Origin of the sequence: Streptomyces sp. NPDC088730 (genome assembly GCF_044751215.1) — a bacterium.
Lineage (GTDB): Bacteria > Actinomycetota > Actinomycetes > Streptomycetales > Streptomycetaceae > Streptomyces.
In genome coordinates, this window is the sequence record NZ_JBIVLK010000010.1 from 93,422 (window position 1) to 118,881 (window position 25,460).

General features: G+C 69.6%; 22 protein-coding genes and 1 pseudogene. 4 read left to right on the forward strand and 19 right to left on the reverse strand.

Annotation, left to right across the window (positions count from 1 at the left end):
* Nucleotide 1: 1 nt before the first annotated feature.
* From ACIP89_RS26570 to ACIP89_RS26585, 4 genes are all read right to left on the reverse strand, one after another.
* Entirely contained in the window at nt 2–4,342 is a 4,341-nt protein-coding gene (locus ACIP89_RS26570; protein WP_402117139.1) for a DUF6531 domain-containing protein, read from the reverse strand.
* Nucleotides 4,339–4,905 carry a hypothetical protein gene (locus ACIP89_RS26575; RefSeq protein ID WP_402117141.1) on the reverse strand — a complete coding sequence of 189 codons (567 nt, stop codon included), beginning with the start codon at nt 4,903–4,905 and terminating at the stop codon, nt 4,339–4,341. The genes ACIP89_RS26570 and ACIP89_RS26575 overlap by 4 nt, the downstream gene beginning before the upstream one ends.
* Nucleotides 4,902–5,351: an SseB family protein gene (locus ACIP89_RS26580; protein WP_401933247.1), complete on the reverse strand. Its 450-nt coding sequence runs from the start codon at nt 5,349–5,351 to the stop codon at nt 4,902–4,904. Before ACIP89_RS26580 ends, ACIP89_RS26575 begins: the two co-directional genes overlap by 4 nt.
* Nucleotides 5,352–5,571: 220 nt before the next feature.
* Complete coding sequence (locus ACIP89_RS26585; protein WP_401933252.1) at nt 5,572–5,829, reverse strand: hypothetical protein; 258 nt, start codon at nt 5,827–5,829, stop codon at nt 5,572–5,574.
* Nucleotides 5,830–5,855: 26 nt separating this feature from the next.
* Between ACIP89_RS26585 and ACIP89_RS26590 the strand changes: the two are divergent.
* A pseudogene (locus tag ACIP89_RS26590) lies at nt 5,856–6,022 on the forward strand (GDP-mannose pyrophosphatase); the annotation flags it as partial.
* Nucleotides 6,023–6,272: 250 nt separating this feature from the next.
* Here the strand turns inward: ACIP89_RS26590 and ACIP89_RS26595 are convergent.
* On the reverse strand, nt 6,273–7,631 hold the full coding sequence (locus ACIP89_RS26595) for a class I SAM-dependent RNA methyltransferase (protein ID WP_401931306.1): 1,359 nt from the start codon (nt 7,629–7,631) through the stop codon (nt 6,273–6,275).
* 106 nt (nt 7,632–7,737) lie between these two features.
* Nucleotides 7,738–9,786, reverse strand: a complete 2,049-nt coding sequence (locus ACIP89_RS26600; protein ID WP_401931304.1) for an APC family permease — start codon at nt 9,784–9,786, stop codon at nt 7,738–7,740.
* Nucleotides 9,787–10,136: 350 nt separating this feature from the next.
* Here ACIP89_RS26600 and ACIP89_RS26605 point away from each other — a divergent pair, with 350 nt between their 5' ends.
* The gene (locus tag ACIP89_RS26605) at nt 10,137–10,805 is read left to right on the forward strand and encodes a TrkA family potassium uptake protein (protein WP_024490560.1); all 669 of its coding nucleotides are present in this window, start codon (nt 10,137–10,139) and stop codon (nt 10,803–10,805) included.
* Entirely contained in the window at nt 10,805–11,482 is a 678-nt protein-coding gene (locus ACIP89_RS26610; protein WP_401931302.1) for a potassium channel family protein, read from the forward strand. Before ACIP89_RS26605 ends, ACIP89_RS26610 begins: the two co-directional genes overlap by 1 nt.
* A gap of 82 nt (nt 11,483–11,564) precedes the next feature.
* Here ACIP89_RS26610 and ACIP89_RS26615 read toward each other — a convergent pair whose 3' ends face one another.
* From ACIP89_RS26615 to ACIP89_RS26670, 12 genes are all read right to left on the reverse strand, one after another.
* Nucleotides 11,565–12,344 (reverse strand): DUF3159 domain-containing protein, encoded by a 780-nt coding sequence (locus tag ACIP89_RS26615; RefSeq protein ID WP_401931300.1) that lies wholly within the window; start codon nt 12,342–12,344, stop codon nt 11,565–11,567.
* Between the two features lie 3 nt (nt 12,345–12,347).
* On the reverse strand, nt 12,348–12,764 hold the full coding sequence (locus ACIP89_RS26620) for an OB-fold nucleic acid binding domain-containing protein (protein ID WP_401931298.1): 417 nt from the start codon (nt 12,762–12,764) through the stop codon (nt 12,348–12,350).
* Between the two features lie 86 nt (nt 12,765–12,850).
* Nucleotides 12,851–13,543, reverse strand: a complete 693-nt coding sequence (locus tag ACIP89_RS26625; RefSeq protein ID WP_401931296.1) for a response regulator — start codon at nt 13,541–13,543, stop codon at nt 12,851–12,853.
* Between the two features lie 80 nt (nt 13,544–13,623).
* Nucleotides 13,624–16,167, reverse strand: a complete 2,544-nt coding sequence (locus tag ACIP89_RS26630; protein ID WP_401931294.1) for an ATP-binding protein — start codon at nt 16,165–16,167, stop codon at nt 13,624–13,626.
* Between the two features lie 155 nt (nt 16,168–16,322).
* A complete protein-coding gene (locus ACIP89_RS26635) occupies nt 16,323–17,060 on the reverse strand; it encodes an ABC transporter ATP-binding protein (RefSeq protein WP_402117143.1) in 738 nt (245 codons plus the stop codon).
* Between the two features lie 111 nt (nt 17,061–17,171).
* Nucleotides 17,172–17,849 (reverse strand): potassium-transporting ATPase subunit C, encoded by a 678-nt coding sequence (locus ACIP89_RS26640; protein ID WP_401931291.1) that lies wholly within the window; start codon nt 17,847–17,849, stop codon nt 17,172–17,174.
* Between the two features lie 6 nt (nt 17,850–17,855).
* Nucleotides 17,856–19,952, reverse strand: coding sequence for a potassium-transporting ATPase subunit KdpB (gene kdpB / locus ACIP89_RS26645; RefSeq protein ID WP_402117243.1), 2,097 nt, complete (start codon nt 19,950–19,952; stop codon nt 17,856–17,858).
* A 26-nt stretch (nt 19,953–19,978) separates the two neighbouring features.
* Entirely contained in the window at nt 19,979–21,643 is a 1,665-nt protein-coding gene (gene kdpA / locus ACIP89_RS26650) for a potassium-transporting ATPase subunit KdpA (protein ID WP_402117145.1), read from the reverse strand.
* Between the two features lie 7 nt (nt 21,644–21,650).
* Nucleotides 21,651–21,740: a K(+)-transporting ATPase subunit F gene (gene kdpF / locus ACIP89_RS26655; RefSeq protein ID WP_037777601.1), complete on the reverse strand. Its 90-nt coding sequence runs from the start codon at nt 21,738–21,740 to the stop codon at nt 21,651–21,653.
* 319 nt (nt 21,741–22,059) lie between these two features.
* Nucleotides 22,060–22,833: a DUF3710 domain-containing protein gene (locus tag ACIP89_RS26660; protein ID WP_402117147.1), complete on the reverse strand. Its 774-nt coding sequence runs from the start codon at nt 22,831–22,833 to the stop codon at nt 22,060–22,062.
* A gap of 1 nt (nt 22,834) precedes the next feature.
* On the reverse strand, nt 22,835–23,368 hold the full coding sequence (dut, locus tag ACIP89_RS26665; RefSeq protein WP_073737660.1) for a dUTP diphosphatase: 534 nt from the start codon (nt 23,366–23,368) through the stop codon (nt 22,835–22,837).
* A complete protein-coding gene (locus ACIP89_RS26670) occupies nt 23,368–23,952 on the reverse strand; it encodes a PaaI family thioesterase (RefSeq protein ID WP_401931285.1) in 585 nt (194 codons plus the stop codon). Before ACIP89_RS26670 ends, dut begins: the two co-directional genes overlap by 1 nt.
* A gap of 58 nt (nt 23,953–24,010) precedes the next feature.
* Between ACIP89_RS26670 and ACIP89_RS26675 the strand changes: the two genes are divergently transcribed.
* Nucleotides 24,011–24,469 carry a DUF3093 domain-containing protein gene (locus ACIP89_RS26675; protein WP_401931283.1) on the forward strand — a complete coding sequence of 153 codons (459 nt, stop codon included), beginning with the start codon at nt 24,011–24,013 and terminating at the stop codon, nt 24,467–24,469.
* 4 nt (nt 24,470–24,473) lie between these two features.
* Here ACIP89_RS26675 and ACIP89_RS26680 read toward each other — a convergent pair whose 3' ends face one another.
* Nucleotides 24,474–25,451, reverse strand: coding sequence for a hypothetical protein (locus ACIP89_RS26680; RefSeq protein ID WP_401931281.1), 978 nt, complete (start codon nt 25,449–25,451; stop codon nt 24,474–24,476).
* Between the last annotated feature and the right edge of the window lie 9 nt (nt 25,452–25,460).

Below are 25,460 nucleotides of genomic sequence, written 5' to 3' on the forward strand. Positions count from 1 at the left end.
CTTATTCCAGTTCCTCGAAGTAGGAGTATCCATTCTTGGGGGTGAACACGGTGCCCCCGTCACCGTCCACGATGACCACGGCCTCCTTGTCCGGGTCCCAGAATGCCTCTCGACCATTTCGCAGTCCGTATTTCGGTTCGATGTTGGGTATGCGATCGTTGATCACTCCATCGACGTAGAACTTCAGGGCCTTGGGGTCGACTCCTCGCACGTAGTGCGTTCCGTTGCCGTCGGGGCGGAGCGCTTCGCCGTTGGCGTGGTCCGCGATCTTCTCCGACTCGGGTTCGAGGTCGTAGGGAGCCAGTCCGAGCGGATCGGTCAGCCGGATCGGGTTTCGTGGATACGCATGGTGGTTGTCCGAAGGAGTGAGACCAAGCGGGTCCGGGGTTAGGAATCGAGCCGTTTCCGGGTCGTAGTACCGGAAGTAGTTGTAGTGCAGGCCGCTCTCGGGGTCTGCGTACTGGCCCGGAAAGCGGAGGGGACAGGTCTCCGCGTCTGAGGGGGCGGGGACAGGGATTCCCCAGAGGGTGGTCCTGTGCTGCCACGTCACCTCGCCGTCCGTGGTGAGCAGTTCGGTGGGCGTTCCTGTGGCATCCGTCACTACGACACGGAAGCACGCGGTTCCTGCTTCTCCGCCCGTCTGGGTCAGGGGGCGGTGAGTCTCCGGAGCGTGGTCCCACGTGCAGGTCTCACCATCCCGAGCGGTCTGTTCCGCGAGGCGGGTCATGTCCCAGGTGAAGGTGAGAGTCGCGCCCTTCTGGTCCGTCTTGCCGATGCGGCGGCCCAGAGGGTCATAGGAGTACGTCCACGTCGCGCCGTCCGGCGTGACCACCCGCGTGAGCCTGTCCTCGGCACTCCACGCGTAGGCCCACGTCCGAGTCTGACCGTTGAGCAGCTTCCGGGCCTTGCGGATCAGGCGGCCCGCGGCATCGTGTTCGTACACGGTGCGACCCGCCTTGCGGACCAGGGTTCCGGTGAACTCCCGCTCACCCGAGGCTCCCTGGCCTGGCACCGAGGCGTGGGTTTGGTTCCCGGCCGCGTCGTAGGCGTAACGCTCGGTCCAGCCGTGCGCTTGCACACCTGTGACCCGGCCCGCCGAATCCAGGGTGAAGTGACGAGTACCGGACGTCAGTTCGCGGATCTGAGTGACGTAGCCGTCGGGCCGGTACGCGTAGGTGCGGTACTGGATGAGGTCATCGGCGGCGGAAGTAACCGTCTGTGCGGTGATTCGACCGATGTCATCCCAGCGTTGGCCAAGGGTGACACCGCCGACGGTACGCTGCGTCTCGTGACCGGTGGCGTCATGGGTGAAGGTAAGGGTGTTGTCCGCCGTCGTGAGGGTCAGGGGCCGGTCAGCGGCGTCGTACGTCCACGTTGATGCCGACCCGGACGGCGTCGTGCGCGTCAGACGGTTACCCACCGCGTCGTAGGTGGAGGCGATCGTGCGGCCATTGACCGTCTCTGCCAGAACACGGCCCAGGGGGTCCCGTTCCAGGGTCAGGACCACGTCGCTGCTGGAGGCGCGGGCGAGAGCCCCTCGCGTACCGTAGGCGAAGGTCGTCAGCTCGTCCGTCGTCTCGTCGCGCTGGGTAAGCACTCGCCCCATCGCGTCATGTGTGTACCGCAGCGTCTGGCCAAGCGCATTCGTCCGAGCGGTGAGGCGGCCCGCCGCGTCTCGTTCGTAGGAACGGGCTGCCCCGTTGAAGTCCGTCTCGGCGACCAGGCGGCCGGCAGCGTCGTACTCATAGCGCCATTCATGTCCCTGGGGGTTGGTGACGGACACCAGGCGCAGTTCAGTGTCGTAGGCGAAGGCGTAGTGGGCGCCGTCGGGGTCGGTGCGGGTGGCGGGCAGGTCGAAGTGGGTGTAGGTGTACTCGGTGGTATGACCGGCCTGGTCGGTGTGTTTGGCCAGGTTGCCCTCGCAGTCCCACTTCCATTCCTCGCGAGTGCCGTCGGGGTGCTCGCGCCAGGCCGGTTTGCTCTCTATGGTCCAGCCGAACCGAGTGGTGCGGCCCAGCGGGTCGGTGATGGCGGTGGCGCGGCCGTGGGGGCCGCGGCGGACGTGTGTGGTGTGCCCCAAGGGATCAGTGACCGTCACCGGGAGCCCCGCGGTACCCGTCGTCACTGTCGTGGTGCGCCCGAGCGCGTCCGTGACGGAGGCGAGATGACCTGCCGCGTCGTACGTCCAGTGCGTGGTGGCGCCCGTCGGGTCCGTGGTGGACGTGCGTGCGCCACGGCCATCGTAGGTGTGGCGCCAGACCACACCATCGGGCTCGCGGATGTCCAGCGGGAGGCCCTGCTCGTCGTAGACCGCCTCGGCGCTGCTTCCGTCCGGACGCTCGACATGGGTGAGGTTCCCGTCCTCGTCGTATGTGTACCGCGTCGTGTGGCCGAGTGCATCAGTGACGGTGAGGGGGAGCCGGTTGGTCTCGTCCCATTCGGTGCGGGTGGTGTGGCCCAGCGGGTCGGTCACCTCGACGACCTTGTACGCCTCGTTGAGTACGTACGTGGTGACGTTGCCCTGAGAATCGGTGTAGCGAGTGGTGCGATGGGCGTCGTCGTAGTGGAAGCGGCCCGAGAGGATGCCGGTCGGTCCCAGGGTCCGCAGGACGCGACCGCGGTGGTCGTAGACGTAGGCGAACGCGGTGCCGTTGCGGTCCTTCCAGGACGTGATGCGGTGTTCGTCGTAGCGGTAGAGCTGCGGTGTGCCGGTGGAGTTGACGACCTCGGTCAGGTCGCCGCTGGCGTCGTAGGAGAAGGCGACGAGCCGGGCGCTGTGCTCAAGTTGATCGCCATGCAGGAGACGCAGGGCCGTGACGCGATGCAGGGCTGTGTCGGTGTCGACGGCGATGTGGTAGCCGCCGGAATGGGTGATCCGAATGGGGGCGCCACGCTCGTCGTAGACGAAGTCGATGCGATCACCCCCACCGCTGCGATCGGTGATCGCGTGGAGCGCAAGTTCCGGGCTTCCCAGTGGGAGCCGGGCAAAGTGCAGGCGGCGGTTCTCCTCCGGGACGGTGAGGGTGAAGGTACCGTCCCGTTTGCCGTCCCAGTGCACCGGCCAGCGCGGTCCGGAGGCGGGCAGGGTGGGGGTCTCCGGCTCCGGGACCGGGTATCGCAGCACCATGCCGTCGGCCGCGATGTAGACGAGTCCGGCGTCATCCAGCTCCAGGCGCTGGTCGAGCGTGGCCGCCCAGGTAGGACCGAACCAACCGCCACACGGATGTCCGGAGACGTAATGCCGCTCCAGAACCAACGGCAGGGTGCCCGGCAGACTGACGTCCGTGGAGGACATGAACATCTCGCCGGTTGCGACGTCGACCGGCTCACCCTCTCCACACTTCTCCTTGGTGCACTTGTCATGCTTGTTCGGCTCGCCATCGGCACGTTTGGCGGCGCTGCCGTCCCGACGCAGCGCCCGCTCGCGTCGCGCCAGCCTCTGAGCGGCAGTCTTGGCCGTCGAGGCTCCCTTCCGCAGGGCGCCACCGCCGCCGGTGGCGAGGGCTAGCAGCAGATCCGGGCTGAGCTGGCCGGCAGCACGGCTGGGGTTCCGCTGCCACTCATCCCAGTTGGTGACGGCCTTGGCGAACTCCTGGGGATGGTTCGCGGCGTAAGCAGCGCCGTCGATCACGCCCGCCAGTTGCAAGCTGGCGCCACCGGGACCGTCCTCAGCCATGTACTCGAACTGCTTCCACATGTCCTTGGCGCTGTCGCCCATGCCGCCAAAGAAGTCCCCGACGCCCTTCTTGAAGCGGTTCCATCCCTCGGGCGCGTTGGGAGCCTTCTCAGCAGCCTTGACCAGCTTGGCCCGGGAGTGGTCGACGACGCCCTGCAGCTCGCTCTCCAATTTGTCGAGCCGGCTGTAGCAAGAGTTCAGCCCGGTAATGGGATCGTCGTCCGGCGGCCGCTCGGGCAGCGTGTCATCCCCGCGGTCGACAGCAGCGTTGTAGGCCCTGACATTCTCCCAGTACTTCTTCGACGCAGTCCTTACCTCGTCCGCGTCTTCGATGATCGGCTTGACCCGCCTCTGCACGGACCGCAGCTTGTCAGCGTAGGCGTCCAGAGCGCCCGCCGCGGAGGTGAAGTACTTACGGGCCGACTCCAGCTCCCTCGGCAGACGCTTGCTCGCGTCCTGGAAGGTGTCGGCCGCGGCGCCGGTCCACGGCAGTAGCGACAAGTCGGTCAGCTTGTCGTAGCCGTCCTTGAACGCGTCCGCATAGACACGGAGCTTGATGACCAGGTCGTCAAGCTTCTCGGGCTTACCCGGTATGACTTCATCGGACTCGGCATGCGGGGGTATGCGCTCATAAGCGCCGCCGTCGATGGCGTCCTTCTGCGTCATGCGACAGGGACCTTTCCACCGCCGTCGACCACCCAGCCCTCACCGCCTTCACCGGCCACGCGGTAGCGAGGATTGCTGGGCGGATCGCCCGCGACGGCCGTACCGTCACCACCGCCGCTACCGCTGTCGAGCCACGGCTCCTGGTAGATCTCGGGAGGCGGATCGAAATGAGGTCTGTCTCCGTTCTTCCACGCGCGCAGGCCGTGTTCACCGAAGGGGAGTTTGGCGATGTTGTCCTCGGTCGGTGCAAAGTGCTTGACCTGCAGCAGGTCCGCCATCATGTAGGCCGCGATGGTCTGCCTCAGCCCTTCGACGATGGAGTCGGCGTGCTCGGCGAGCCGCCCCATGCCGAAGCCCCACTCGGTCAACACGTCCTTGGCCGGCTTCTCGATGTCGATGGTGGCCGCGTTCTGGATGCCCTGGGCCATGGACATCCAGTCATTCTTGATCTTGTGCGCCGCGACGACGGATTCCTCCATCGGCTTCATGATCTTGCGCACCCCGGCGATCTCGATCCTGTAGCCGTCCCCCGGCGCAGGCCCATCCGCTCCGCCCCCTGTCATGTCTGCTCCCCCTCCACCTCTGCCGGTTTCTCCAGCATCGAGGTCTCCAACAAGAACGGATTTGACCCCAACGGGTCTACCAGGGCCCGCACCCCTTCAGGCAGCAGATCTACCAGGTCCTCGGCTGTGGTCGACGCCCACTCGCACACTCCCGCGAAAAGAGCCAGCCCCTCCCAGGAGGTGAAGACCGGCACGATCGGACCATCCACCGTCTCGGACACGAAAAAACCGGGGCTCTCCGGCCGCTGGAAGTACAGCCGTGCGAACCTCAGTTGAGCCAACCGTTCCGCCGGAGTCATCTGCGCCATCGCCTCGTCGCGGACCAGGTCACGCAACGACATCCCTGTTCCCCCTCTTCCATCCGGGCCCTGAGCTGGACGAAACACGGCAAGGATCATTGCATGTCCATCGGTATCGGCGCTGATGGAGAGAGCGATGAAACCCACTGGAACGATCGTGTGGCAAACGCCGACTCCGCAGCCGGCTTCTGCCCTGTCACGATGGTCAGGGGGTGACCATTCCCGGTCCTGGCGTGGCAGCAACGGCCACTTGCGTCGGACTCCGGACGGCACCGCGCAGTCCGGGTCCGGGGGTTCGGCATCCAGTTTGACGTAGTTCTCCAGGATGCAGTCGACTGGGACGTGCGGCTCAAGGCTGCGTGTCGGCTCAGTCGGTGGCCCGGTGGAGCGTGGTCCGTACGAGGCGGGGCTTCGCGGTCGTGCCGGTGGCGACGCGCCGCCAGGCCCCGGCGATCACACGTTGCCCGTGCTCGATGTCCTTCCGTACTGCGACCCGGTCGCAGGTCGTCGTCCGGCCAGCGTCTTTCGCGACCGGCCGACCGTACACCTTCCGTACCCGCTCTTCGAACTCGGTCGGTCCGGCGGCATCCGCGGCGTCGATCGTGCCCGCCTTCGACGGCGGCACCGCGACGTCGACCTCACGTCCCAGGGCTCATCGAGGCGGCGGCCAGACTGCTCGACGCGGACGACCCGCACACCGCGATCCGCCGCGAGAGCGCCGAGGAACTCGGTGTCAGGCTCGGGTCGCTCCCCCACGTCCTCGACGCCAACATGAGCCGGGCTCCGTCACCGAACGCCTTCACTTCTTCGCCGCCCCGATGTCGATGACCGGCTCCGCCGAGAAGGGCTCGCTGGCCCCCGCCCAGCCCAGTCGTCCGAGGCCGTGTCACTGAAGGGCCATAGACGCTGAGCGAGAACGGAGCCAGCCAGCTTCAGGCCGGAAGACCGAGGCGTCGCGCTAGCATCGCTCCAGGGGCAGATCAAGTAGCGCAACGCACTCCACACGGTGTACCCGTCCAAGCCTCGAAGGCAGATCGAACAAGCTCACCGGAACTACAAAATGGCAGGTCAGACGCCCTTCGCTGCTGGCTCTAGAACAGCAACACACTCAACATGCGAAGTCATCGGAAACAGATCGAACGCCCGCAGCGTCCGCACCCTGTAGCCGCCCTCCGCGAAGTACGCCAAGTCGCGCGCCAGGGCCGCCGGGTCGCACGCAACGTAGGCGATACGGCGCGCGCCAAGGGCGGAGAGGCGCTTGACGACCTGCTTGCCGGCCCCCGCGCGGGGCGGGTCGAGGACGATCAGGTCGGCCTCGGTGATGCCGGTGCGGGGCAGGATCTGGTCGACCTTGCCGTGCTCGATGCGGACCCGCTCCAGGTCCTTGAGGTTGTGGCGGGCGTCCTCCACCGCGCGCTTGCCGGACTCGATGCCGAGGACCGCGCCCTTGTCGCCGAGGCGTTCCGCGAGGGAGCCGGCGAAGAGGCCGACGCCGCAGTACAGGTCGAGGGCCATCTCGCCCTTGCGCGGCATGAGGCCCTGCATGACGGCCTTCACCAGGGTGTACGCGGCCTGCGGGTGGACCTGCCAGAAGCCGCCGGAGCCCACGCGGTAGGTGCGGTCGTCGGCGCGTTCGCGGACGAAGCCCCGGCCGTGGACGCGGTGGACGCCGCCGTCGTGCTCGTCGACGCGCAGGACCGAGACCGGCTTGTCGAGCTCGACCAGCGGGAGGCGGCCGCCGGTGCGGGGGGTCAGGATGACCTGGCGGTCGTTGGAGCCGGTGGCGGCGATGGCCTCCACCGTGGCCATCTGGGGCCAGTCCTGCTTCTCGATGCCGAGCTCGGAGACGCCGGGGGCGGCGATCAGGCACTGGTCGATGATCTCGATGTCGTGCGAGCGGTGCTTGCGCAGGCCGACCCGGCCGTCCTCGTCGATGGCGTACTGGACGCGGGTGCGCCAGGCCGGGACCTCACCCGGCGGGAGCTTGTCGCCCTCGGCCGGCATGACGGTGCCGTCCCAGCCGGCCTCCTCCGGGGTGAGGCCCGCGAGGTGCTGGAGCTGTTCGGCGATCACTTCGCCCTTGAGCCTTCGCTGGGCGCCGGGCTTGGCGTGCTGCCAGTCGCAGCCGCCGCACTTGCCGGGGCCCGCGAACGGGCAGGGGGCCTTCACCCGGTCCTTGGACGCCTCGATGATCTGTACCGCGTCGGCGCGCAGGAAGCGGGATTCGGCCGTGCCGTCGGTCACCTTGGCGATGACCTTCTCGCCGGGGAGCGTGTGGCGTACGAACAGGACCTGGCCCTCGGCCGTACGGGCGATGCAGTGGCCGCCGTGGGCGACCGGGCCGACCTCGACCTCGTACTCCCGCCCCACGAGCGATTCCACGGTCTGGGCTTCGCCCGTCTGCGGCGAAGTGGATTCGTTCTGCATGAGGGGAGGGCTCCAGAGATCAAGGGGTGACGGCGAACGGCCGGACAACAACCTACGAGTCTACGTGGGTGTCGTCCGGCCGCTTACCACCGCTGAGGGGGCGGTGTCAGCTCTTGTGCGTGTGCTCCTTGGACCGGCGTTCCACCGGTCCCCGGCGCACCGAGCCCGGAGCCGTCCAGTCCGCGCGCCTGCGGGCGCGCTTCTTGGCCGCTTCGGAGGATTCCAGCTGGTACGGGACCGAGGTGACCATCACACCCGGGGTGAAGAGCAGCCGGCCCTTGAGCCGCAGGGCGCTCTGGTTGTGCAGCAGGTGCTCGTACCAGTGGCCGACGACGTACTCGGGGATGTAGACGCTCACGACGTCGCGCGGGCTCTCCCGGCGCAGGCCCTTGACGTACTCGATGACCGGACGGGTCACCTCGCGGTACGGGGAGTCCAGGATCTTCAGCGGTACGTTGATGCCGCGCCGCTCCCAGTCCTCCCTGAGCGCCTTCGTCTCGGCCGGGTCGACGCTGATGGAGAGCGCCTCCAGGTGGTCCGTGCGGATCAGCTTCGCGTAGGCGAGCGCGCGCAGGGTGGGGCGGTGGAGCTTGGAGACCAGGACGATCGAGTGGACCCGGGAGGGCCTGATGCTCTCGTCGGACGGGGTCTCGTCGGCGGCGATCTCCGCGGCGACCCGGTCGTAGTGCTTGCGGATCGCGGTCATCGTGCCGTAGAAGATCACCATGCCGAGCAGCGCGACCCAGGCGCCGTGGGTGAACTTGGTGGCGAGGACGACGACGAGCACCAGGCCGGTGAAGAAGGCGCCGAAGGTGTTGATGGCGCGGGAGCGGATCATGTGGCGGCGCTTGAGCGGGTCCTTCTCGGCGCGCAGGTGGCGGTTCCAGTGCCGGACCATGCCGGTCTGGCTCAGGGTGAAGGAGACGAACACGCCGACGATGTAGAGCTGGATCAGCCGGGTCGAGTCGGCCCCGTAGATCACGACCAGCAGGATCGCCGCACCGGCCAGCAGCACGATGCCGTTGGAGAAGGCGAGCCGGTCGCCGCGGGTGTGCAGCTGGCGGGGCAGGTAGCTGTCCTGGGCCAGGATCGAGCCGAGCAGCGGGAAGCCGTTGTACGCGGTGTTCGCGGCCAGGAAGAGCACGAGCGCGGTGGCAGCGGCGAGGATGACGAAGAAGAACGTTCCGTCGCCGAACACGGCGGCCGCGACCTGGGAGATCACCGGGTCCTGGACGAAGCCGGAACCGACCGGGGAGCCGTTGCTGATCAGGTCCTTCGCCGGGTTCTCGGCCATCTTCACGTCGGTGGCCATGGCCAGCCCGATGATGCCGCAGAACATGGTGACGGCCAGCAGGCCCATCGCCGCGAGGGTGGTGGCGGCGTTCTTGCTCTTGGGCTTGCGGAACGCGGGGACGCCGTTGCTGATCGCCTCGACGCCGGTGAGGGCGGCGCAGCCGGAGGAGAACGCCCGCAGCAGGAGGAAGACGAGGGCGAAGCCCGCCAGTCCCTGGTGTTCGGCCCTGATCGTGTAGCCGGAGGTCGGGGCGTGCATGGTGTCGCCCAGCACCAGTCCGCGGAAGGCACCCCACGCGATCATGATGAAGACGCCGGCCACGAAGAGGTACGTGGGGATGGCGAAGAGCTTGCCGGACTCCTTCACGCCGCGCAGGTTCATCACCGTGAGCAGCACGATGGCCGCGACGGCACTGGCGGTCTTGTGCTCGACGACGAACGGGATCGCTGAGCCGAGGTTCTCCACCCCGGAGGCGATCGACACGGCGACGGTGAGGACGTAGTCGACGAGCAGGGCGCTGGCCACGGTCAGTCCGGCCTTCGGACCGAGGTTGGTGGTCGCGACCTCGTAGTCACCGCCCCCGCTCGGGTAGGCGTGCACGTTCTGCCGGTAGGAAGCGACGACGGTGAACATCAGGACCACGACGGCGACCGCGATCCACGGGCTGAAGTGGTACGCCGACACGCCTGCGATGGACAGCACCAGGAGGACTTCTCCGGGCGCGTACGCCACCGAGGACAGCGGATCGGATGCGAAGACGGGCAGGGCGATGCGTTTGGGGAGGAGTGTCTCCCCCAGCTTGTCGCTGCGCAGGGCCCGTCCGATCAGGATCCGTTTGGGCACGTCGGTCAGTTTGGACACGCTGTGGATCGTAAGGGTTCCGTATGGGGCCCGCCCACGCACCACCCCCGTATCACTTGAATCTCCTGCACTCGGACGGAAAAGCCACGAAATCCTTAACGCAATCCTTGCGCCGGGACGCCCGGAGGAGCTCCGAAACGAGCCGGAACTGTTCGGGGGACGCCCCCTTGCCATCGCGGCGCCGGGGAAAGGGCACTCGAATGCGGCAACGCGCCCGGCGCCGCATAAGCTCATCCTGGGCAACGGGACGAACCGTTGCCCCATTGTTTGCCCGGCCAGCCGAGGAAAGAGTGTGAGCAGGGTGTTTTCGCAGGTCAGCCGGACGATCAGGACTGCGAGGTAGGCGCAAGGTGCACATCGTCATCATGGGCTGCGGGCGAGTAGGAGCCGCTCTCGCGCAGACCCTGGAGCAGCAGGGGCACACGGTCGCCGTCATCGACCAGGACCCCACGGCGTTCCGGCGTCTCGGCTCCGGATTCGGCGGCCGGCGTGTCAGCGGCGTCGGCTTCGACCAGGACACCCTCCGAGAGGCGGGGATCGAGGAGGCCGGCGCGTTCGCGGCGGTCAGCAGCGGCGACAACTCGAACATCATCGCGGCCCGGGTGGCGCGCGAGATGTTCGGCATCGAGAACGTCGCGGCCAGGATCTACGACCCCCGGCGCGCCGAGGTCTACCAGCGGCTCGGCATCCCCACGGTCGCCACCGTCCGCTGGACCGCGGATCAGATGCTGCGCCGGCTGCTGCCCTCGGGCGCCGAGCCGCTGTGGCGGGATCCGAGCGGCGGTGTGCAGCTCGCCGAGGTGCACACCACGCCGTCCTGGATCGGTCACAAGATCAGCACGCTGCAGGAGGAGACGGGCGTCCGCGTGGCGTTCCTCACCCGACTGGGCGAAGCCATACTGCCGTCGTCGCAGACGGTGCTGCAGGAGGGCGATCTGGTCCACGTGATGATGCGTACGGACGAGATCGCGAAGGTCGAGGCGGCCTTCGCCGAGGGCCCTGAGGAGGGCGGTCACTGATGCGTGTCGCGATTGCCGGGGCCGGTGCGGTGGGCCGTTCCATCGCGGCCGAGCTGCTGGAGAACGGCCACGAGGTGCTGCTCGTCGACAAGGCGCCGACCGCCATCTCGGTGGAGCGGGTGCCGATGGCCGAGTGGCTGCTGGCGGACGCCTGCGAGATCACCTCGCTGGACGAGGCGGCGTTGCAGCGCTGCAACGTCGTGATCGCCGCGACCGGCGACGACAAGGTGAACCTGGTCGTCTCGCTGCTCGCCAAGACGGAGTACGGCGTGCCGAGGGTCGTCGCCCGGGTGAACAACCCGAAGAACGAGTGGCTGTTCAACGAGTCCTGGGGCGTCGATGTGGCGGTCTCCACCCCGAGGCTGATGTCGGCCCTGGTCGAGGAGGCGGTGAGCGTCGGTGATCTGGTCCGGCTGCTGCGCTTCAGCCACGGCGACGCCAACCTGGTCGAGCTGACGCTGCCCCCGGAGTCGGCGCTGGCCGGTACCCAGGTCGGGGAGGTGGCGTGGCCGGAGGACACCTCGCTGGTCACGATCATCCGGGGCCAGCGGGTGCTGACGCCGAGCACGGAGGAGACCCTGGAGGCCGGTGACGAGCTGCTGTTCGTCGCGGCCCAGGCGCGCGAGGAGCAGCTGGAGGACCTGCTGTCGGTGCGCCGGGGGGACACCGAGAACTGAGTGGGACCCGGACGTGTGAAGGGCCTGGTGCCGCCCGTGGGCGGTACCGGGCCCTTCACACGTCCGGGTCCGGGCTGTCCGCTCAGAACTCCTGGCCGCGGGCCGCTTCGGCGGCGGCCGCCGCGCGGGTCTGCTCGGCCTTGCGGTCCTTCTCGGCCTGCTCCTCGGCCTCCATCTCGGCGAAGACGTCGATGGGCGGCGGCGCCTTGGCGAGGAAGACCCAGGTGAGGTAGACCGCGAGCAGGAACGGCGGGATCTTCAGTGCCACCAGGACCCAGCCGAACTGGGTGGTGTCGCCCCACCAGTACAGCGGGAAGAGGATCGCGCACTTGGCGAGCAGGATCAGTCCCCAGGCGTAGCTGGCCTTGGCGTAGGCCTTCTTGCGGCCGGGGTTCCTGGTGCGCCAGGAGAGGTTCTCCTTGAAGACCGGGCCCAGGATCAGGCCGATCAGCGGCAGTCCCGCCACCGTGGTGACCAGGTAGGCGAGGGCCAGTCCGAGCGTGTAGACCATGCCCGGGAGATAGAAGTCCTTGGCGTTCCCGGTCATCTTCGCGAAGACGACACCGAAGGCCACACCGAAGACCCCGCTGAAGGCGTGCTTGACGGTGTCCCTGCGGATGAGCCGGACGGCCACGAGCACCAGCGACACCGCCACGGCGGCGATGGCCGAGTACGTGAGGTTCTTGTCGATGGTGAAGATCGTGACGAAGAGCAGCCCCGGCAGGACTGTCTCCACCATGCCCCGGATGCCGCCGAAGGCCTCGAAGAGCGCGGCCTCCGTGACCGCCTTCGCGTCAGCCTCCTGCTGGTCGGTGTGGGTGGTGGGGTCCGTTTCGGACGTCGGCTTGTCGAGAGACGTCACCGGCTACTCCTTGCCGAGCGGTCGGAGTTCGTATTTGGGGTTGAACAGCACCCGGCGCCCGTGGCTCATGGAGATCCGGCCCGAGGCGATGAGCCTGCGGCCCGGCTCGATGCCCACGATGGAGCGGCGGCCGAGCCAGACCACGTCCAGCGGAGCGGTGCCGTCGAAGAGCTCCGCCTCCAGGGCGGGCACTCCGGCGCGCGGTCGCAGGGTGACCGTCCGCAAGGTACCAGTGACCTTCACGATCTGGCGGTCACTGCACTCGGAGATCCGGGTGCATCCCGAGGCGTGCGAGTCCTCCGCGAGCTCCTCGCACTCCAGGTCCTCCTGGGAGCTGGAGAGCCGGTCGAACATCCGGCGGAAGCGCCCGGACGGCCGCTCGGCCTTCCCGGCCTTCTCGAATCGAGGGACAGCACTCATAACCGAAGCGTACCGGTCCCCGGAAGTCGTGGCGGGTGGCCGCCGTCTCACTCGAACGGGTGATGCGGAGAGCCGGTCCGCTGACCTCAGGCCCGCTCGAAGCGGTAGCCCATCCCCGGTTCGGTGACGAAGTGCCGGGGATGCGCGGGATCGGCCTCCAGCTTGCGCCGCAGCTGCGCCATGTAGACCCGCAGATAGTTGGTCTCGGTGCCGTAGGACGGTCCCCAGACCTCCTGGAGCAGCTGCTTCTGGCTGACCAGCCGGCCGCTGTTGCGGACCAGTACCTCCAGCAGGTGCCACTCGGTGGGGGTGAGCCGTACGTCCCGGCCCTCGCGCTGGACCTTCTTGGCGGCCAGGTCGACGGTGAAGCCAGCGGTCTCGACGATCACGGCCTGGTCGGCGCCGTCCTGTCCGACGGGCTCGGCGCGGCGCACCGAGGCGCGCAGCCGGGCCAGCAGCTCGTCCATGCCGAACGGCTTGGTGACGTAGTCGTCGGCCCCCGCGTCCAGCGCCTCGACCTTCTCGTCGGAGGTGTGGCGGGCCGAGAGCACCAGGATCGGCACCCGGGTCCAGCCGCGCAGTCCCCTGATCACCTCGACGCCGTCCATGTCGGGCAGCCCGAGGTCCAGCACGACGACGTCGGGGTGGCGGGCGGCGGCGAGCTGGAGGGCGGTCGCTCCGTCGGGCGCGGCGTCCACCTCGTACTTGCGCGCCTTCAGGTTGATCACGAGGGCGCGTACGATCTGCGGCTCGTCGTCGACCACAAGCACCCGGGTCATCTCGGTCCTGCCTCTCTGCCGTGCATCGGGTCTGTGCTGTACATCGGGGGCGCGGAGCTCTCCGTGGCGTCCGCCGCGGATCATGAGGTGACCCGCGCGGGCAGGTCGGGGGCGACCGGGAGGTGTCCCCGGGCCGCGCTGAGGGTCAGGACCATGGTGAGGCCGCCGCCGGGGGTGTCCTCCGCGTCCAGCGTGCCCCCCATGGACTCCACGAAGCCGCGGGCCACGGCGAGGCCCAGGCCGACGCCGGCGCCGCGCGGGGCGTCGCCGTAGCGCTGGAAGGGTTCGAAGATGCGTTCCTTGCCGTCGTCGGGGACGCCGCGGCCCCGGTCGGCCACCCGTAGCTCGACGCGGGCGCCCAGCGCGCTGGCGGCCACCGTGACGCGATCGCCGTCCGGGCTGTACTTGACGGCGTTCTCGACGATATTGGCGACGGCCCGCTCCAGCAGCCCGGGGTCGACGGCGACCATCGGCAGCGTCTCGGGGATGTCCAGCTCGACGCTGTCCTCCGGTACGCCGCCCAGGGCCATCGGCACGACCTCGTCGAGGTCGATCTCGCGGATCAGCGGGGTGACGGTGCCGGTCTGGAGGCGGGACATGTCGAGGAGGTTGCCCACCAGGTGGTCGAGGCGGTCGGCGCCGTCCTCGATGCCTTCCAGGAGCTCGGCCTCGTCGTCCTCTGACCAGGCGACGTCGTCGGAGCGCAGGGAGCTGACGGCGGCCTTGATGGCGGCGAGCGGGGTGCGCAGGTCGTGGCTGACGGCGGCCAGCAGCGCGGTCCTGATCCGGTTGCCCTCCGCGAGCCGGCGGGCCTCCTCGGCCTCGCCGACGAGGCGCTGGCGGTCCAGCACGACGGCGGCCTGGGCGGCGAAGGCGCCGAGCACCCGGCGGTCCTCCGCGGGGAGCACCCGGCCGGAGAGCGCGAGGGCCATGTGGTCACCGACGGGCATGTCCACATCGGCCTCCTCCGGCCGGGCGACCGGCCCCGGCCCGACGCTCCCGGCGCATGTCCAGGGATCGACGTCGCTCTGCCGCTCCAGCAGTGCGACGGACTCCATGCCGAAGGTCTCGCGGACCCGGTCGAGCAGCGCGGCCAGCGTCGTCTCGCCGCGCAGCACGCTGCCGGCCAGGAAGGACAGGATCTCGGACTCGGCGCGCAGTCTGGCGGCCTGGTGGGTGCGGCGGGCCGCCAGATCGACGACGGAGGCCACCGCGACGGCCACCGCGAAGAAGATCACGATGGCGACGAAGTTCTCGGGGTCCTGGACGGTCAGCGTGTGGGTGGGCGGGGTGAACCAGTAGTTCAGCAGCAGCGAGCCCGCCGCGGCAGAGGCGAGGGCGGGCAGCAGTCCGCCGAGCAGGGCGGCGGCGACGGTCATGAAGAGGAAGAGCAGGACGTCGTTGGCGAGCCCCGGACCGTTCTCCAGGCCCTTGAGAAGCAGCGCGAGGAGGACCGGGCCGCCCACGCCGACGATCCAGCCCCAGAGGATCCGGGCCCGGCCGAGCCGGGCGCCCCGGGCGATGGGCAGGCCCCTGCCCTTGGCGACCTCGTCGTGGGTGACGATGTGGACGTCGAGGTCGGTGCCGGACTCGCGGGCGACGGTGGCGCCGACGCCGGGGCCGTAGATGTACTGCCAGGCCTTGCGGCGGCTGGAGCCGAGGACGATCTGGGTGGCGTTGACGCCCCGGGCGAATTCGAGGAGGGCCGAGGGTATGTCGTCGCCGATGACGTGGTGGAAGGTGCCGCCGAGGTCCTCGACGAGCGTGCGCTGGACGGTCAGCTCCTTGGGCGAGGCCGAGGTCAGTCCGTCGCTGCGGGCGATGTAGACGGCGAGGATCTCGCTGCCGGAGCCCTTGGCCGCCATCCGGGAGGCGCGGCGGATGAGGGTGCGGCCCTCGGGGCCTCCGGTGAGTCCGACGACTATGCGCTCGCGGGCCTGCCAGGTGGTGCGGATGTTGTGCTCGCCGCGGTACTGCTGGAGGTATTCGTCGACCCGGTCGGCCACCCAGAGGAGGGCCAGCTCGCGCAGGGCGGTGAGGTTGCCGGGGCGGAAGTAGTTGGAGAGCGAGGCGTCGATCCGGTCCGGCTTGTAGATGTTGCCGTGGGCCATCCGCCTGCGCAGCGCCTGGGGCGACATGTCGACGAGTTCGAGCTGGTCGGCGCGGCGGACCACCTCGTCGGGCACGGTCTCGCGCTGGCGCACGCCGGTTATCGACTCGACGACGTCGCCGAGGGACTCCAGGTGCTGGATGTTGACGGTGGAGACCACGTCGATGCCGGCCTGGAGGAGTTCCTCGACGTCCTGCCAGCGCTTGGCGTTGCGGGAGCCGGGCACGTTGGTGTGCGCCAGTTCGTCCACCAGGGCGACGGCGGGTGCGCGCTCCAGGATCGCGTCGACGTCCATCTCGGTGAAGACCGCGGCGCGGTGCTCGATCTCGCGGCGCCCGGTCTGTTCGAGGCCGCGCAGCATGACCTCGGTGCGCGGGCGGTCGTGGTGCTCGACGAAGCCGACGACGCAGTCCGTGCCCCGCTCAACCCGGCGGTGCGCCTCGGAGAGCATGGCGTACGTCTTGCCGACGCCCGGTGCCGCACCGAGGTAGATCCGAAGTTTGCCGCGCGCCATGGCCCCATCGTCTTCCCGAAACCGGCTGCGGCCGATGCGGCAGCCACTGTCGAAGCTACCTCGCGAATTTCCGGCATATCGGGCGGGGGGTGCTGGAGCTGACCGTATTGACGTAATTCTGATGCCCGGCCGGGCCGTGTCTCACGGCCTGCGGCCTACGCCTGTTCGACGATGTGCCCGTCGCTGAGTTCCAGTACCCGGTCCGCGAGGCCGAGCAGCTGGGCGTCGTGGGTGGCGACGAGCGCGGTGACGCCCTCGCTGTGCACGACGGCGCGCAGCAATTCCATCACCGCGAGGCCGGTCTCCGCGTCGAGCTGTCCGGTCGGCTCGTCCGCGATGAGCAGCGCGGGCCGGTTGGCGAGCGCTCTGGCGATCGCCACCCGCTGCTGCTGGCCGCCGGAGAGTTCGCCGGGGCGCTGGGCGGCGTGGTCCGCGAGACCGACCAGGGAGAGCAGCAGCGACACCCGCTCCTCGCGCTCGCGCGGGTCGGCCTTGCGCAGCCGCATGGGCACGCCGACGTTCTCCGCCGCCGTCAGGATGGGGATCAGGCCGAACGACTGGAAGATGAACCCGATCCGGTCGCGGCGCAGTTCCAGCAGGCCGTTCTCGCCGAGCGCGGAGAGGTCGGTGCCGTCCACGGTGATCCGGCCGCTGCCGGGGCTGTCGAGTCCCCCGACGAGGTTCAGCAGGGTGGTCTTGCCGGAGCCGGAGCGCCCCTTGAGCGCGACGAGCTCACCGCGCGGTACCTCGAAGGACACCCCGCGCAGCGCGTGCGTGGCGGCGGCGCCGGAGCCGTACGAGCGGTGCAGGTCCTCGACCCGGACCATGGGCCGCTCCGCGACGGCCGTGCCGCTCTTCCCGCCGGTGCCCGCCGCGTCGATGCTCTCGGTCATGTCGCTCCCCGTACGTACTCGGTCCTGTCGGCCGCCAGTATGTGCGGGAGGCCCGGCGACGGGCAATGCCCGGGTCCGGCCGCGGCGGCCGGACCCGGGCACGGTGGCCGGTCAGCGCCCGGCCGCGGCGGTCACGAGCTGTTTCAGGGCGATGTTCAGCCGGAGCACGTTGACCCGCGGCTCACCCGCGAAGCCCAGGATGCGGCCGTCGGTGTGCCGCTCCACCAGCTTCGCCACCAGCTCCGTGTCCAGGTGGTTGCGCTCGGCGACCCGGCGGACCTGGAGCCGGGCGTACGCCGGGGAGATGTCCGGGTCGAGGCCCGATCCGGAGGAGGTGACGGCGTCGGCCGGCACCTGTGCGGGGCTGACGGGGTGGCCGGGGACGGAGTTGTCCTTCACCGCCGCGGCCTTGGCGGCGGTGACCCAGTCGATCAGCTCCTGGTTGTCGCCGGAGCGGTTGGTGGCGCCGGAGACCAGCAGCGAGTAGCGCGTGTTGACGCTGTTGGTGCCGAGGCCGTTGGAGGGGCGCGGCTGGAACCACCTGAGGTCGGGGGCCGGGGTCTCCTGGCCCTTCTTGAGCGGCAGGTCGTAGCGCTGCCCGATGAGTTCGGAGCCGACGACGTCGCCGTTCGCGGTGGTCTCGGAGCCGTTGGCGCGGCCCGGCATGAGGCCCTGGGCGACCCCGGTGACGGCGAGCGGGTAGAGGACGCCGCAGACCAGGGTGAGGACGAGCAGGGCGCGCAGGGCGGACCGGAGCGGCCGGACGGCGTTTGCTAGGGAGTTGTTCATGGCAGGTCAGCCGATTCCGGGGATGAGGGAGATGATCAGGTCGATGATCTTGATGCCGATGAACGGGGCGACCAGTCCGCCGAGTCCGTAGATCCCGAGGTTGCGCCGGAGCATCGAGTCGGCGCCCGCCGGCCGGTAGCGCACGCCCTTCAGCGCGAGCGGTACCAGCGCGACGATGATCAGCGCGTTGAAGATCACGGCGGACAGGATCGCGGACCGGGGTGAGGAGAGATCCATGATGTTGAGCCTGTCCAGGCCCGGATAGACCGCGGCGAACATCGCGGGGATGATCGCGAAGTACTTCGCGACGTCGTTGGCGATGGAGAACGTCGTCAGTGCGCCGCGGGTGATCAGCAGCTGTTTGCCGATCTCGACGATCTCGATCAGCTTGGTCGGGTCGGAGTCCAGGTCCACCATGTTCCCGGCCTCCTTGGCGGCCGAGGTCCCGGTGTTCATGGCGACGCCGACGTCGGCCTGGGCGAGCGCCGGGGCGTCGTTCGTCCCGTCGCCGGTCATCGCGACGAGCCTGCCGCCGGCCTGTTCCCGCTTGATGAGGGCCATCTTGTCCTCGGGGGTGGCCTCGGCGAGGAAGTCGTCGACGCCCGCCTCCTCGGCGATCGCCTTCGCGGTCAGCGGGTTGTCGCCGGTGATCATCACCGTGCGGATGCCCATCCGGCGCAGTTCGCCGAACCGCTCGCGCATGCCCTCCTTGACCACGTCCTTGAGGTGGATGACGCCCAGGACCCTCGCGCCCTCCCCGTCGTCGACCGCGACCGGCAGCGGCGTGCCGCCCTCGCGGGAGATCCGGTCGGTGAGCGCGGCGACGTCGGGGTGGACCGCGCCGCCCCGCTCCCGGACCCAGGCGGTGACCGAGCCGGTGGCGCCCTTGCGGATCAGGCGTCCGCCGAGGTCCACCCCGGACATCCGGGTCCGGGCGGTGAAGCCCACCCACTCCGCCCCGGAGAGCTGCCCCTGATGCCGCTCGCGGAGCCCGTACGCCTCCTTCGCCAGGACGACGACGGAGCGGCCCTCGGGCGTCTCGTCGGCCAGCGAGGAGAGCTGGGCGGCGTCCGCCAGCTCGGCCTCGGTGACGCCCGCGACCGGGAGGAACTCGGCGGCCTGCCGGTTGCCGAGGGTGATCGTGCCGGTCTTGTCGAGCAGCAGGGTGGACACGTCGCCCGCCGCCTCGACGGCGCGCCCGGACATGGCGAGCACGTTGCGCTGCACCAGCCGGTCCATGCCCGCGATGCCGATCGCGGAGAGCAGCGCGCCGATGGTGGTCGGGATCAGGCAGACCAGCAGTGCGGCCAGCACGGTCATGGACTGCTCGCTGCCCGCGTAGCCGGCGAACGGCTGGAGGGTGACCACGGCCAGCAGGAACACGATCGTCAGCGAGGCGAGCAGGATGTTCAGCGCGATCTCGTTGGGCGTCTTCTGCCGGGCGGCGCCCTCGACGAGGGCGATCATCCGGTCGATGAAGGTCTCGCCGGGCCTGGTGGTGATCTTGATGACGATGCGGTCGGAGAGCACCTTCGTACCGCCGGTCACGGCGCTGCGGTCGCCGCCGGACTCCCGGATGACCGGTGCGGATTCGCCGGTGATCGCGGATTCGTCGACGCTGGCCACGCCCTCGACGACGTCCCCGTCGCCCGGGACGATGTCGCCGGCCTCGCAGACCACCAGGTCGCCGACGCGCAGTTCGGTGCCGGCCGTCCGCTCCTCCACGCCACCGGTCAGGCGGCGGGCGACGGTGCCCGTCCTGGCCCGGCGCAGGGTGTCCGCCTGGGCCTTGCCCCGGCCCTCCGCGACCGCCTCCGCCAGGTTGGCGAAGACCGTGGTCAGCCAGAGCCAGGCGGTGATCGCCCAGCCGAACCAGTCACCCGGGTCCAGGGCCGCCAGCACGGTGGTGAGCACCGAGCCGGTCAGCACCACGAACATCACCGGCGACTTGATCATCACCCGTGGGTCGAGTTTGCGTATCGCGTCGGGGAACGCGGCGATCATCATGCCGGGGTCGAACAGCCCCCCGCCGACGCGCCCCTCGGGGCCGTGGCCGGACGGGGTGTCCCGGTGCGGTGCGCGGACCGGTGTGACGGTGGACATGGTGTCCTTCTGCTTCGTACGGAGGGTCATGACGCCAGCCCCTCGGCCAGTGGGCCCAGAGCCAGGGCCGGGAAGTAGGTCAGACCGGCGACGATCATGACGGTGGCGGCCAGCAGCCCGCTGAAGAGCGGTCGGTGCGTGCCGAGGGTGCCGACGGTCACCGGCACCGGGCGCTGCTCGGCGAACGCGCCCGCCAGGGCGAGCACGAACACCATGGGCAGGAACCGGCCCAGCAGCATCGCCAGTCCGATCGTGGTGTTGAACCACGGGGTGTCGGCGGCCAGTCCGGCGAACGCCGAACCGTTGTTGTTGGCGCCGGAGGTGTAGGCGTACAGGATCTCGGAGAAGCCGTGCGCGCCCGTGTTGGTCATCGAGTCGCCCGGGGTGGGCAGGGCCATCGCGACGGCGGTGAAGCCGAGCACCAGGGCCGGGGTGATGAGGATGTAGCAGGCCGCGAGCTTGATCTCGCGGGTGCCGATCTTCTTGCCGAGGTACTCGGGCGTGCGGCCGACCATCAGGCCCGCGATGAACACCGCGATGACCGCCATGATCAGCATTCCGTAGAGGCCGGAGCCGGTGCCGCCGGGGGCGATCTCGCCGAGCTGCATGCCGAGCATCGTGATGCCGCCGCCGAAGCCGGTGAACGAGGAGTGGAAGGAGTTCACCGCGCCGGTCGAGGTGAGGGTGGTGGCCACCGCGAAGAGCGACGAGCCGCCGATGCCGAAACGGTTCTCCTTGCCCTCCATCGCGCCGCCCGCGATCTCGAACGCGGGCCCGTGGTGGGCGAATTCGGTCCACATCATCAGCGCGGTGAAGCCGAGCCAGATGACGCCCATGGTGGCGAGGATCGCGTAGCCCTGCTTGAGCGAGCCGACCATGCGGCCGAAGGTGCGGGTCAGGGCGAACGGGATGAGGAGGATCAGGAAGATCTCGAAGAGGTTGGAGAGTCCGTTCGGATTCTCGAAGGGGTGGGCCGAGTTGGCGTTGAAGTAGCCGCCGCCGTTGGTGCCCAGCTCCTTGATGGCCTCCTGGGAGGCGACCGCGCCGCCGTTCCACTGCTGCGGACCGCCCAGGAACTGCCCGACCTCATGGATGCCGGAGAAGTTCTGGATCGCCCCGCAGGCGACCAGCACGAGTGCGCCGATGACCGAGACCGGCAGCAGGATCCGCAGGGTGCCGCGCACCAGGTCGGTCCAGAAGTTGCCGAGTTCACCGGTACGGGTGGCGGCGAGGCCCCGTACGAGCGCCACCGCGACGGCGATGCCGACGGCGGCCGAGACGAAGTTCTGCACCGCGAGGCCGCCGGTCTGCACGACGTGGCCCATGGCCTGTTCGCCGGAGTAGGACTGCCAGTTGGTGTTGGCGACGAAGGACGCCGCCGTGTTGAACGCCTGGTCCGGGTCGATCGAGACGAAGCCGAGCGAACCGGGCAGCGAGCCCTGGAGCCGCTGCAGCAGGTACAGGAAGAGGACGCTCACGACGGAGAAGGCCAGGACACCGCGGAGATAGGCGGGCCAGCGCATCTGCGCGTTCGGGTCGGCGCCGATGGCCCGGTATATCCACTTCTCGGCCCGCAGATGACGGGGCGAGGTGTAGACGCGGGCCATGTGGTCACCGAGCGGGCGGTACGCCAGACCCAGCGCCACGACGAGCGCGAGCAGCTGGAGCACACCTGCGAGGACGGGGCTCATATCGGGCTCAGAACCTCTCCGGGTACAGGAGGGCGAGGACGAGGTAGCCCAGCAGGGCGACGGCCACGACGAGGCCCACCACGTTTTCCGCGGTCACAGCTTCGTCACCCCCTTGGCGATGAGTGCCACCAGCGCGAAGACCGCGATCGTGGTGACGACGAAGGCCAGATCGGCCATCGGGTGCTCCTGGATGAGGTGCGGATTTCTCGGACCTCATGAGCAAACCCGCCGCAGACACCGCTTTGACCTGCGTTGATGCCTTCCATACGGAGAAGGGCCGGTCCTTGACGGCGCCTGTACGTGCCCGATACGCGCCCCATACGAGGCCTGCCGGCGGCGGCCGGGAACGCAGAAGCCGGTGGGCCGTATCCCCGTGCGGGGATACGGCCCACCGGCCGGTGCTTACGGGTGCGGGGTCAGCGCACCTCGGTGATCTCGGGGCCGCGCTGGAGGCCCGCCATGCCGCCGGAGAACTTCGAGCCCTCCTGCTCCTCCTGCTGAACGCCCTCGGGCACCATCTGGGCGTCGTTCGGAAGCTTCAGGACGATCGGGTCGCGCGGGGCCATCGGGCCGTCGCCGCGGACCACCACGGTGTCCCGGAAGACCGTCTCCAGCAGACCGGCGGCCTCCGGCTGCACAGCGCCCTGACCGGAGATCACACCGCGCAGGAACCAGCGCGGGCCGTCGATGCCGACGAAGCGGACCAGCTGCACGCCGTTCGCCCCGTCGGGAAGCTGTACGGGGACCTGCGCGCGCAGCTCCCAGCCCAGCGGGCCCTCGACCTCGTCGATGATCCCGCCCTGCTGGGTGATGCCGGAGGCGATCTCGTCGCGCACCTCGCCCCAGATGCCCTCCTTCTTGGGGGCGGCGAAGGCCTGCAGCTGGATCGCGCTGTCACGCAGCACCACGGTGGCGGCGACGATCGCGTCACCGGCCACCTCCACCCGCAGCTCCATGCCCTCGACACCGGGCACGAAGATGCCGCCCAGATCCACCCGGCCCTCGCCGGGCTGGGAGACCTCTTCGATGTCCCACGGCCCGTCCGGCCGCGGCGCGGGCGGAAGGTTCATCCGGCGCGACCCGCCCTTGGCGGCATCGGCGTCATCGAGCCCGTCGACGACCTGCTCGGCCTCGCGCGCTTCGTCCGCCTTGTCCTCGGCGGAACCACTGTCCTTGCGACGTCCGAACACGTCACTGTCCTTCCCGGTCGGAATCGACCGAAGCGTAGCTGTTCCCGTCCTGGGGAAGCTCGCCCCGGACGCCATCAACATCAACGGCGGCATGACCGCCGGTGGACCCGAAGCCCCCTTCGGCCCGCGCCGAACCGGGAAGCTCCGACACCTCGTGGAAGCGCACCTTCTCGACCTGCTGCACGACCAGTTGGGCAATCCGGTCGAACCGCTCGAACCGCACGGACTCGCGCGGGTCGAGATTGATGACGATCACCTTGATCTCTCCACGGTACCCGGCATCAACCGTCCCCGGGGCATTCACCAGTGCGACTCCACAGCGCGCGGCGATACCGGACCGGGGGTGCACGAACGCGGCGTACCCGTCGGGCAGCGCGATCGAAACCCCGGTGGGCAGCACGGCCCGCTCGCCCGGTGCCAGCTCGGCGGCCTCGGTGGTCACCAGATCGGCTCCGGCGTCGCCGGGGTGGCCGTAGGACGGGATCGGCACGTCCGGCTCCGTCCGCCGGATCAGCACATCCACGGGGTGCCGCATCAGGGGTTCACCTCGAAGGCGCGGGCGCGCTTGACCTGGTCCGGGTCGGCCATCGCCGCCTGGATCTCGGCCGGGCGGCCGTTGTCGATGAAGTGGTCGACCTTGACCTCGATGAAGAGGGCCTCGGCGCGCACCGCCACGGGCCCGTCCGGGCCGCCGATCCGGCCGGTGGCCCTGGAGTAGATCTTGCGGCCGTGCACGGCGGTGATCTCGGCGTCGAGGAACAGCACGGTGTCGACGGGGACGGGGCGGACGAAGTCGGTCTCCAGCCGTCCGGTCACCGCGATCACCCGCAGCAGCCAGTTCAGCGAGCCGAGCGTCTCGTCGAGCGCGGTGGCCAGTACCCCGCCGTGTGCCAGGCCGGGGGCGCCCTGGTGGGCCGCCTGCACGGTGAATTCGGCGGTGACCCCGACGCCCTCGCCCGCCCTCGCCTGGAGGTGCAGCCCGTGCGGCTGTCCCCCGCCGCAGCCGAAACAGTGTTCGTAGTGCGCGCCGAGGAGCTCACCGGGGGCCGGCGCGTCGGGATGCCGGACCGGTCTGACCGCGTCGGCCGGGGGCTTCAGAGCCGCAGATGTTCCACTCACAGCCGCAGACCTTACCCGCGCGGCTACCCGCTGGTCGCGCCGTGCCAAGCTTGGGCGCATGCAGCCTTCCGCCCCGCCCTTCGACGAACGCCTCACCGCACCCCGTTCCTGGTGGGTGATCTGCTTCCTCTTCGGCATCGCGTGCGCGCTGATGCTGCTGCCCCTGGGCACTCTGCCGCTGCTCGCCGGCCTGGTGGGCGGCACGGTCGCCTCGGCGGTGGTGGTCAGCTCGTACGGCTCCGTCCGGATCCGGGTGGTGGGTGACGCGCTGGTGGCGGGGGACGCGCGGATCCCGGTCTCGGCGCTCGGTGAGGCCGAGGCACTGGACGCGGAGGAGGCGCGCGCCTGGCGCTCGTACAAGGCGGACACCCGGGCCTTCATGCTGCTGCGCAGCTACATCCCGACGGCGGTGCGGGTGAAGGTCACCGACGCGCAGGACCCGACCCCGTACGTCTATCTGTCGACGCGCGAGCCGAAGGCACTGGTGGCGGCGCTGAAGGCGGCGGTCCGGGCCTGAGGTCCTAGTCGCTGGGGGGCCGGTCCGCCGGGTCCTCGGGGAGGGCTTCGTACGGGCGCGCCGGCCGTTCCAGCGGCGGCAGCTCGGGGAGCCGGTCCCAGGGGATCTGCCGCTTGCGCAGATCCGTCCTGACCCGTTCGGCGAGTCTTCTGGTCTCGCGGCGGTTCATCATCGCGCCGACCGTCGCGCCGACCATGAACGGGATCAGGTTCGGCAGATCCCGCACGGTGCGCTTCATGATCTGCTGGCGCAGCTCGCGCTTCAGCTGGCCGCCCAGTGCGGCGTTGACGGTCACCGGACGGGTGACGTCGATACCGCGTTCCTCGGTCCAGGAAGTCAGGTAGGCGGTGGAGCGCTGAGTGATGCCGCCCGGCGGACGGAGTCCGTACACCTCGTGGAGCTCGGCGACGAGCTTCATCTCGATCGCCGCCACCCCGGTGATCTCCGTGGCCAGCTCGGCGAGCATGGCGGGTGGTACGGGCATCATGGCCGCCGCGCCGATTCCGGCGCCGACGGTGGCGGTGGCCTTGCCCGCGCCCGCGATGAGCCGGTCGGCCAGCTCCTCGGGGCCGAGGTCGGGAAACTGCTTGCGCAGGGTGGCGAGATCGCGCACAGGGACGCGGGGAGCGATATCGATGATCAGGTCCGCGATATGACCGACCGCTGCCCTGGCGCTCTCCCCGCCCTTGCGTACGCCCCGTTTCACTGAGTTCAGACGGCCTGCCCCGGTCACGGGCTCCGTCCTGTCGACCTGTTCGGCCCTGTCGGCCGTGTCGACTTCCGCAGCCGCTTCGGCTGCGCCGGCTGCTTCGAGCGAGGCCGGCCGGCCCCGCTCCTCTTCCTGTCCGCCCGGCGAGGGTGGCAGGGCGGACGGCTCGGCAGGCGCTGCTAGGCCTTCTGCCGGGCCGGTACCGCCCTCATGCGTCTCCGGCTCTTTACCGCGCCGGGGGCGCCGCTTCCGGAACGGTGTGTTCCCTGCCACGGCCGACCG

What these genes read in the sequence shown, in the direction of transcription:
- ACIP89_RS26640 (WP_401931291.1), bottom strand. Translation starts at nt 17,849, where the DNA reads ATGAACAACTCCCTAGCAAACGCCGTCCGGCCGCTCCGGTCCGCCCTG.
- ACIP89_RS26675 (WP_401931283.1), top strand. Translation starts at nt 24,011, where the DNA reads ATGCAGCCTTCCGCCCCGCCCTTCGACGAACGCCTCACCGCACCCCGT.
- kdpB (WP_402117243.1), bottom strand. Translation starts at nt 19,952, where the DNA reads ATGTCCACCGTCACACCGGTCCGCGCACCGCACCGGGACACCCCGTCC.
- ACIP89_RS26635 (WP_402117143.1), bottom strand. Translation starts at nt 17,060, where the DNA reads ATGACCGAGAGCATCGACGCGGCGGGCACCGGCGGGAAGAGCGGCACG.
- ACIP89_RS26595 (WP_401931306.1), bottom strand. Translation starts at nt 7,631, where the DNA reads ATGCAGAACGAATCCACTTCGCCGCAGACGGGCGAAGCCCAGACCGTG.
- ACIP89_RS26625 (WP_401931296.1), bottom strand. Translation starts at nt 13,543, where the DNA reads ATGACCCGGGTGCTTGTGGTCGACGACGAGCCGCAGATCGTACGCGCC.
- dut (WP_073737660.1), bottom strand. Translation starts at nt 23,368, where the DNA reads ATGCGGCACCCCGTGGATGTGCTGATCCGGCGGACGGAGCCGGACGTG.
- kdpA (WP_402117145.1), bottom strand. Translation starts at nt 21,643, where the DNA reads ATGAGCCCCGTCCTCGCAGGTGTGCTCCAGCTGCTCGCGCTCGTCGTG.
- ACIP89_RS26620 (WP_401931298.1), bottom strand. Translation starts at nt 12,764, where the DNA reads ATGAGTGCTGTCCCTCGATTCGAGAAGGCCGGGAAGGCCGAGCGGCCG.
- ACIP89_RS26610 (WP_401931302.1), top strand. Translation starts at nt 10,805, where the DNA reads ATGCGTGTCGCGATTGCCGGGGCCGGTGCGGTGGGCCGTTCCATCGCG.
- ACIP89_RS26630 (WP_401931294.1), bottom strand. Translation starts at nt 16,167, where the DNA reads ATGGCGCGCGGCAAACTTCGGATCTACCTCGGTGCGGCACCGGGCGTC.
- ACIP89_RS26575 (WP_402117141.1), bottom strand. Translation starts at nt 4,905, where the DNA reads ATGACAGGGGGCGGAGCGGATGGGCCTGCGCCGGGGGACGGCTACAGG.
- ACIP89_RS26570 (WP_402117139.1), bottom strand. Translation starts at nt 4,342, where the DNA reads ATGACGCAGAAGGACGCCATCGACGGCGGCGCTTATGAGCGCATACCC.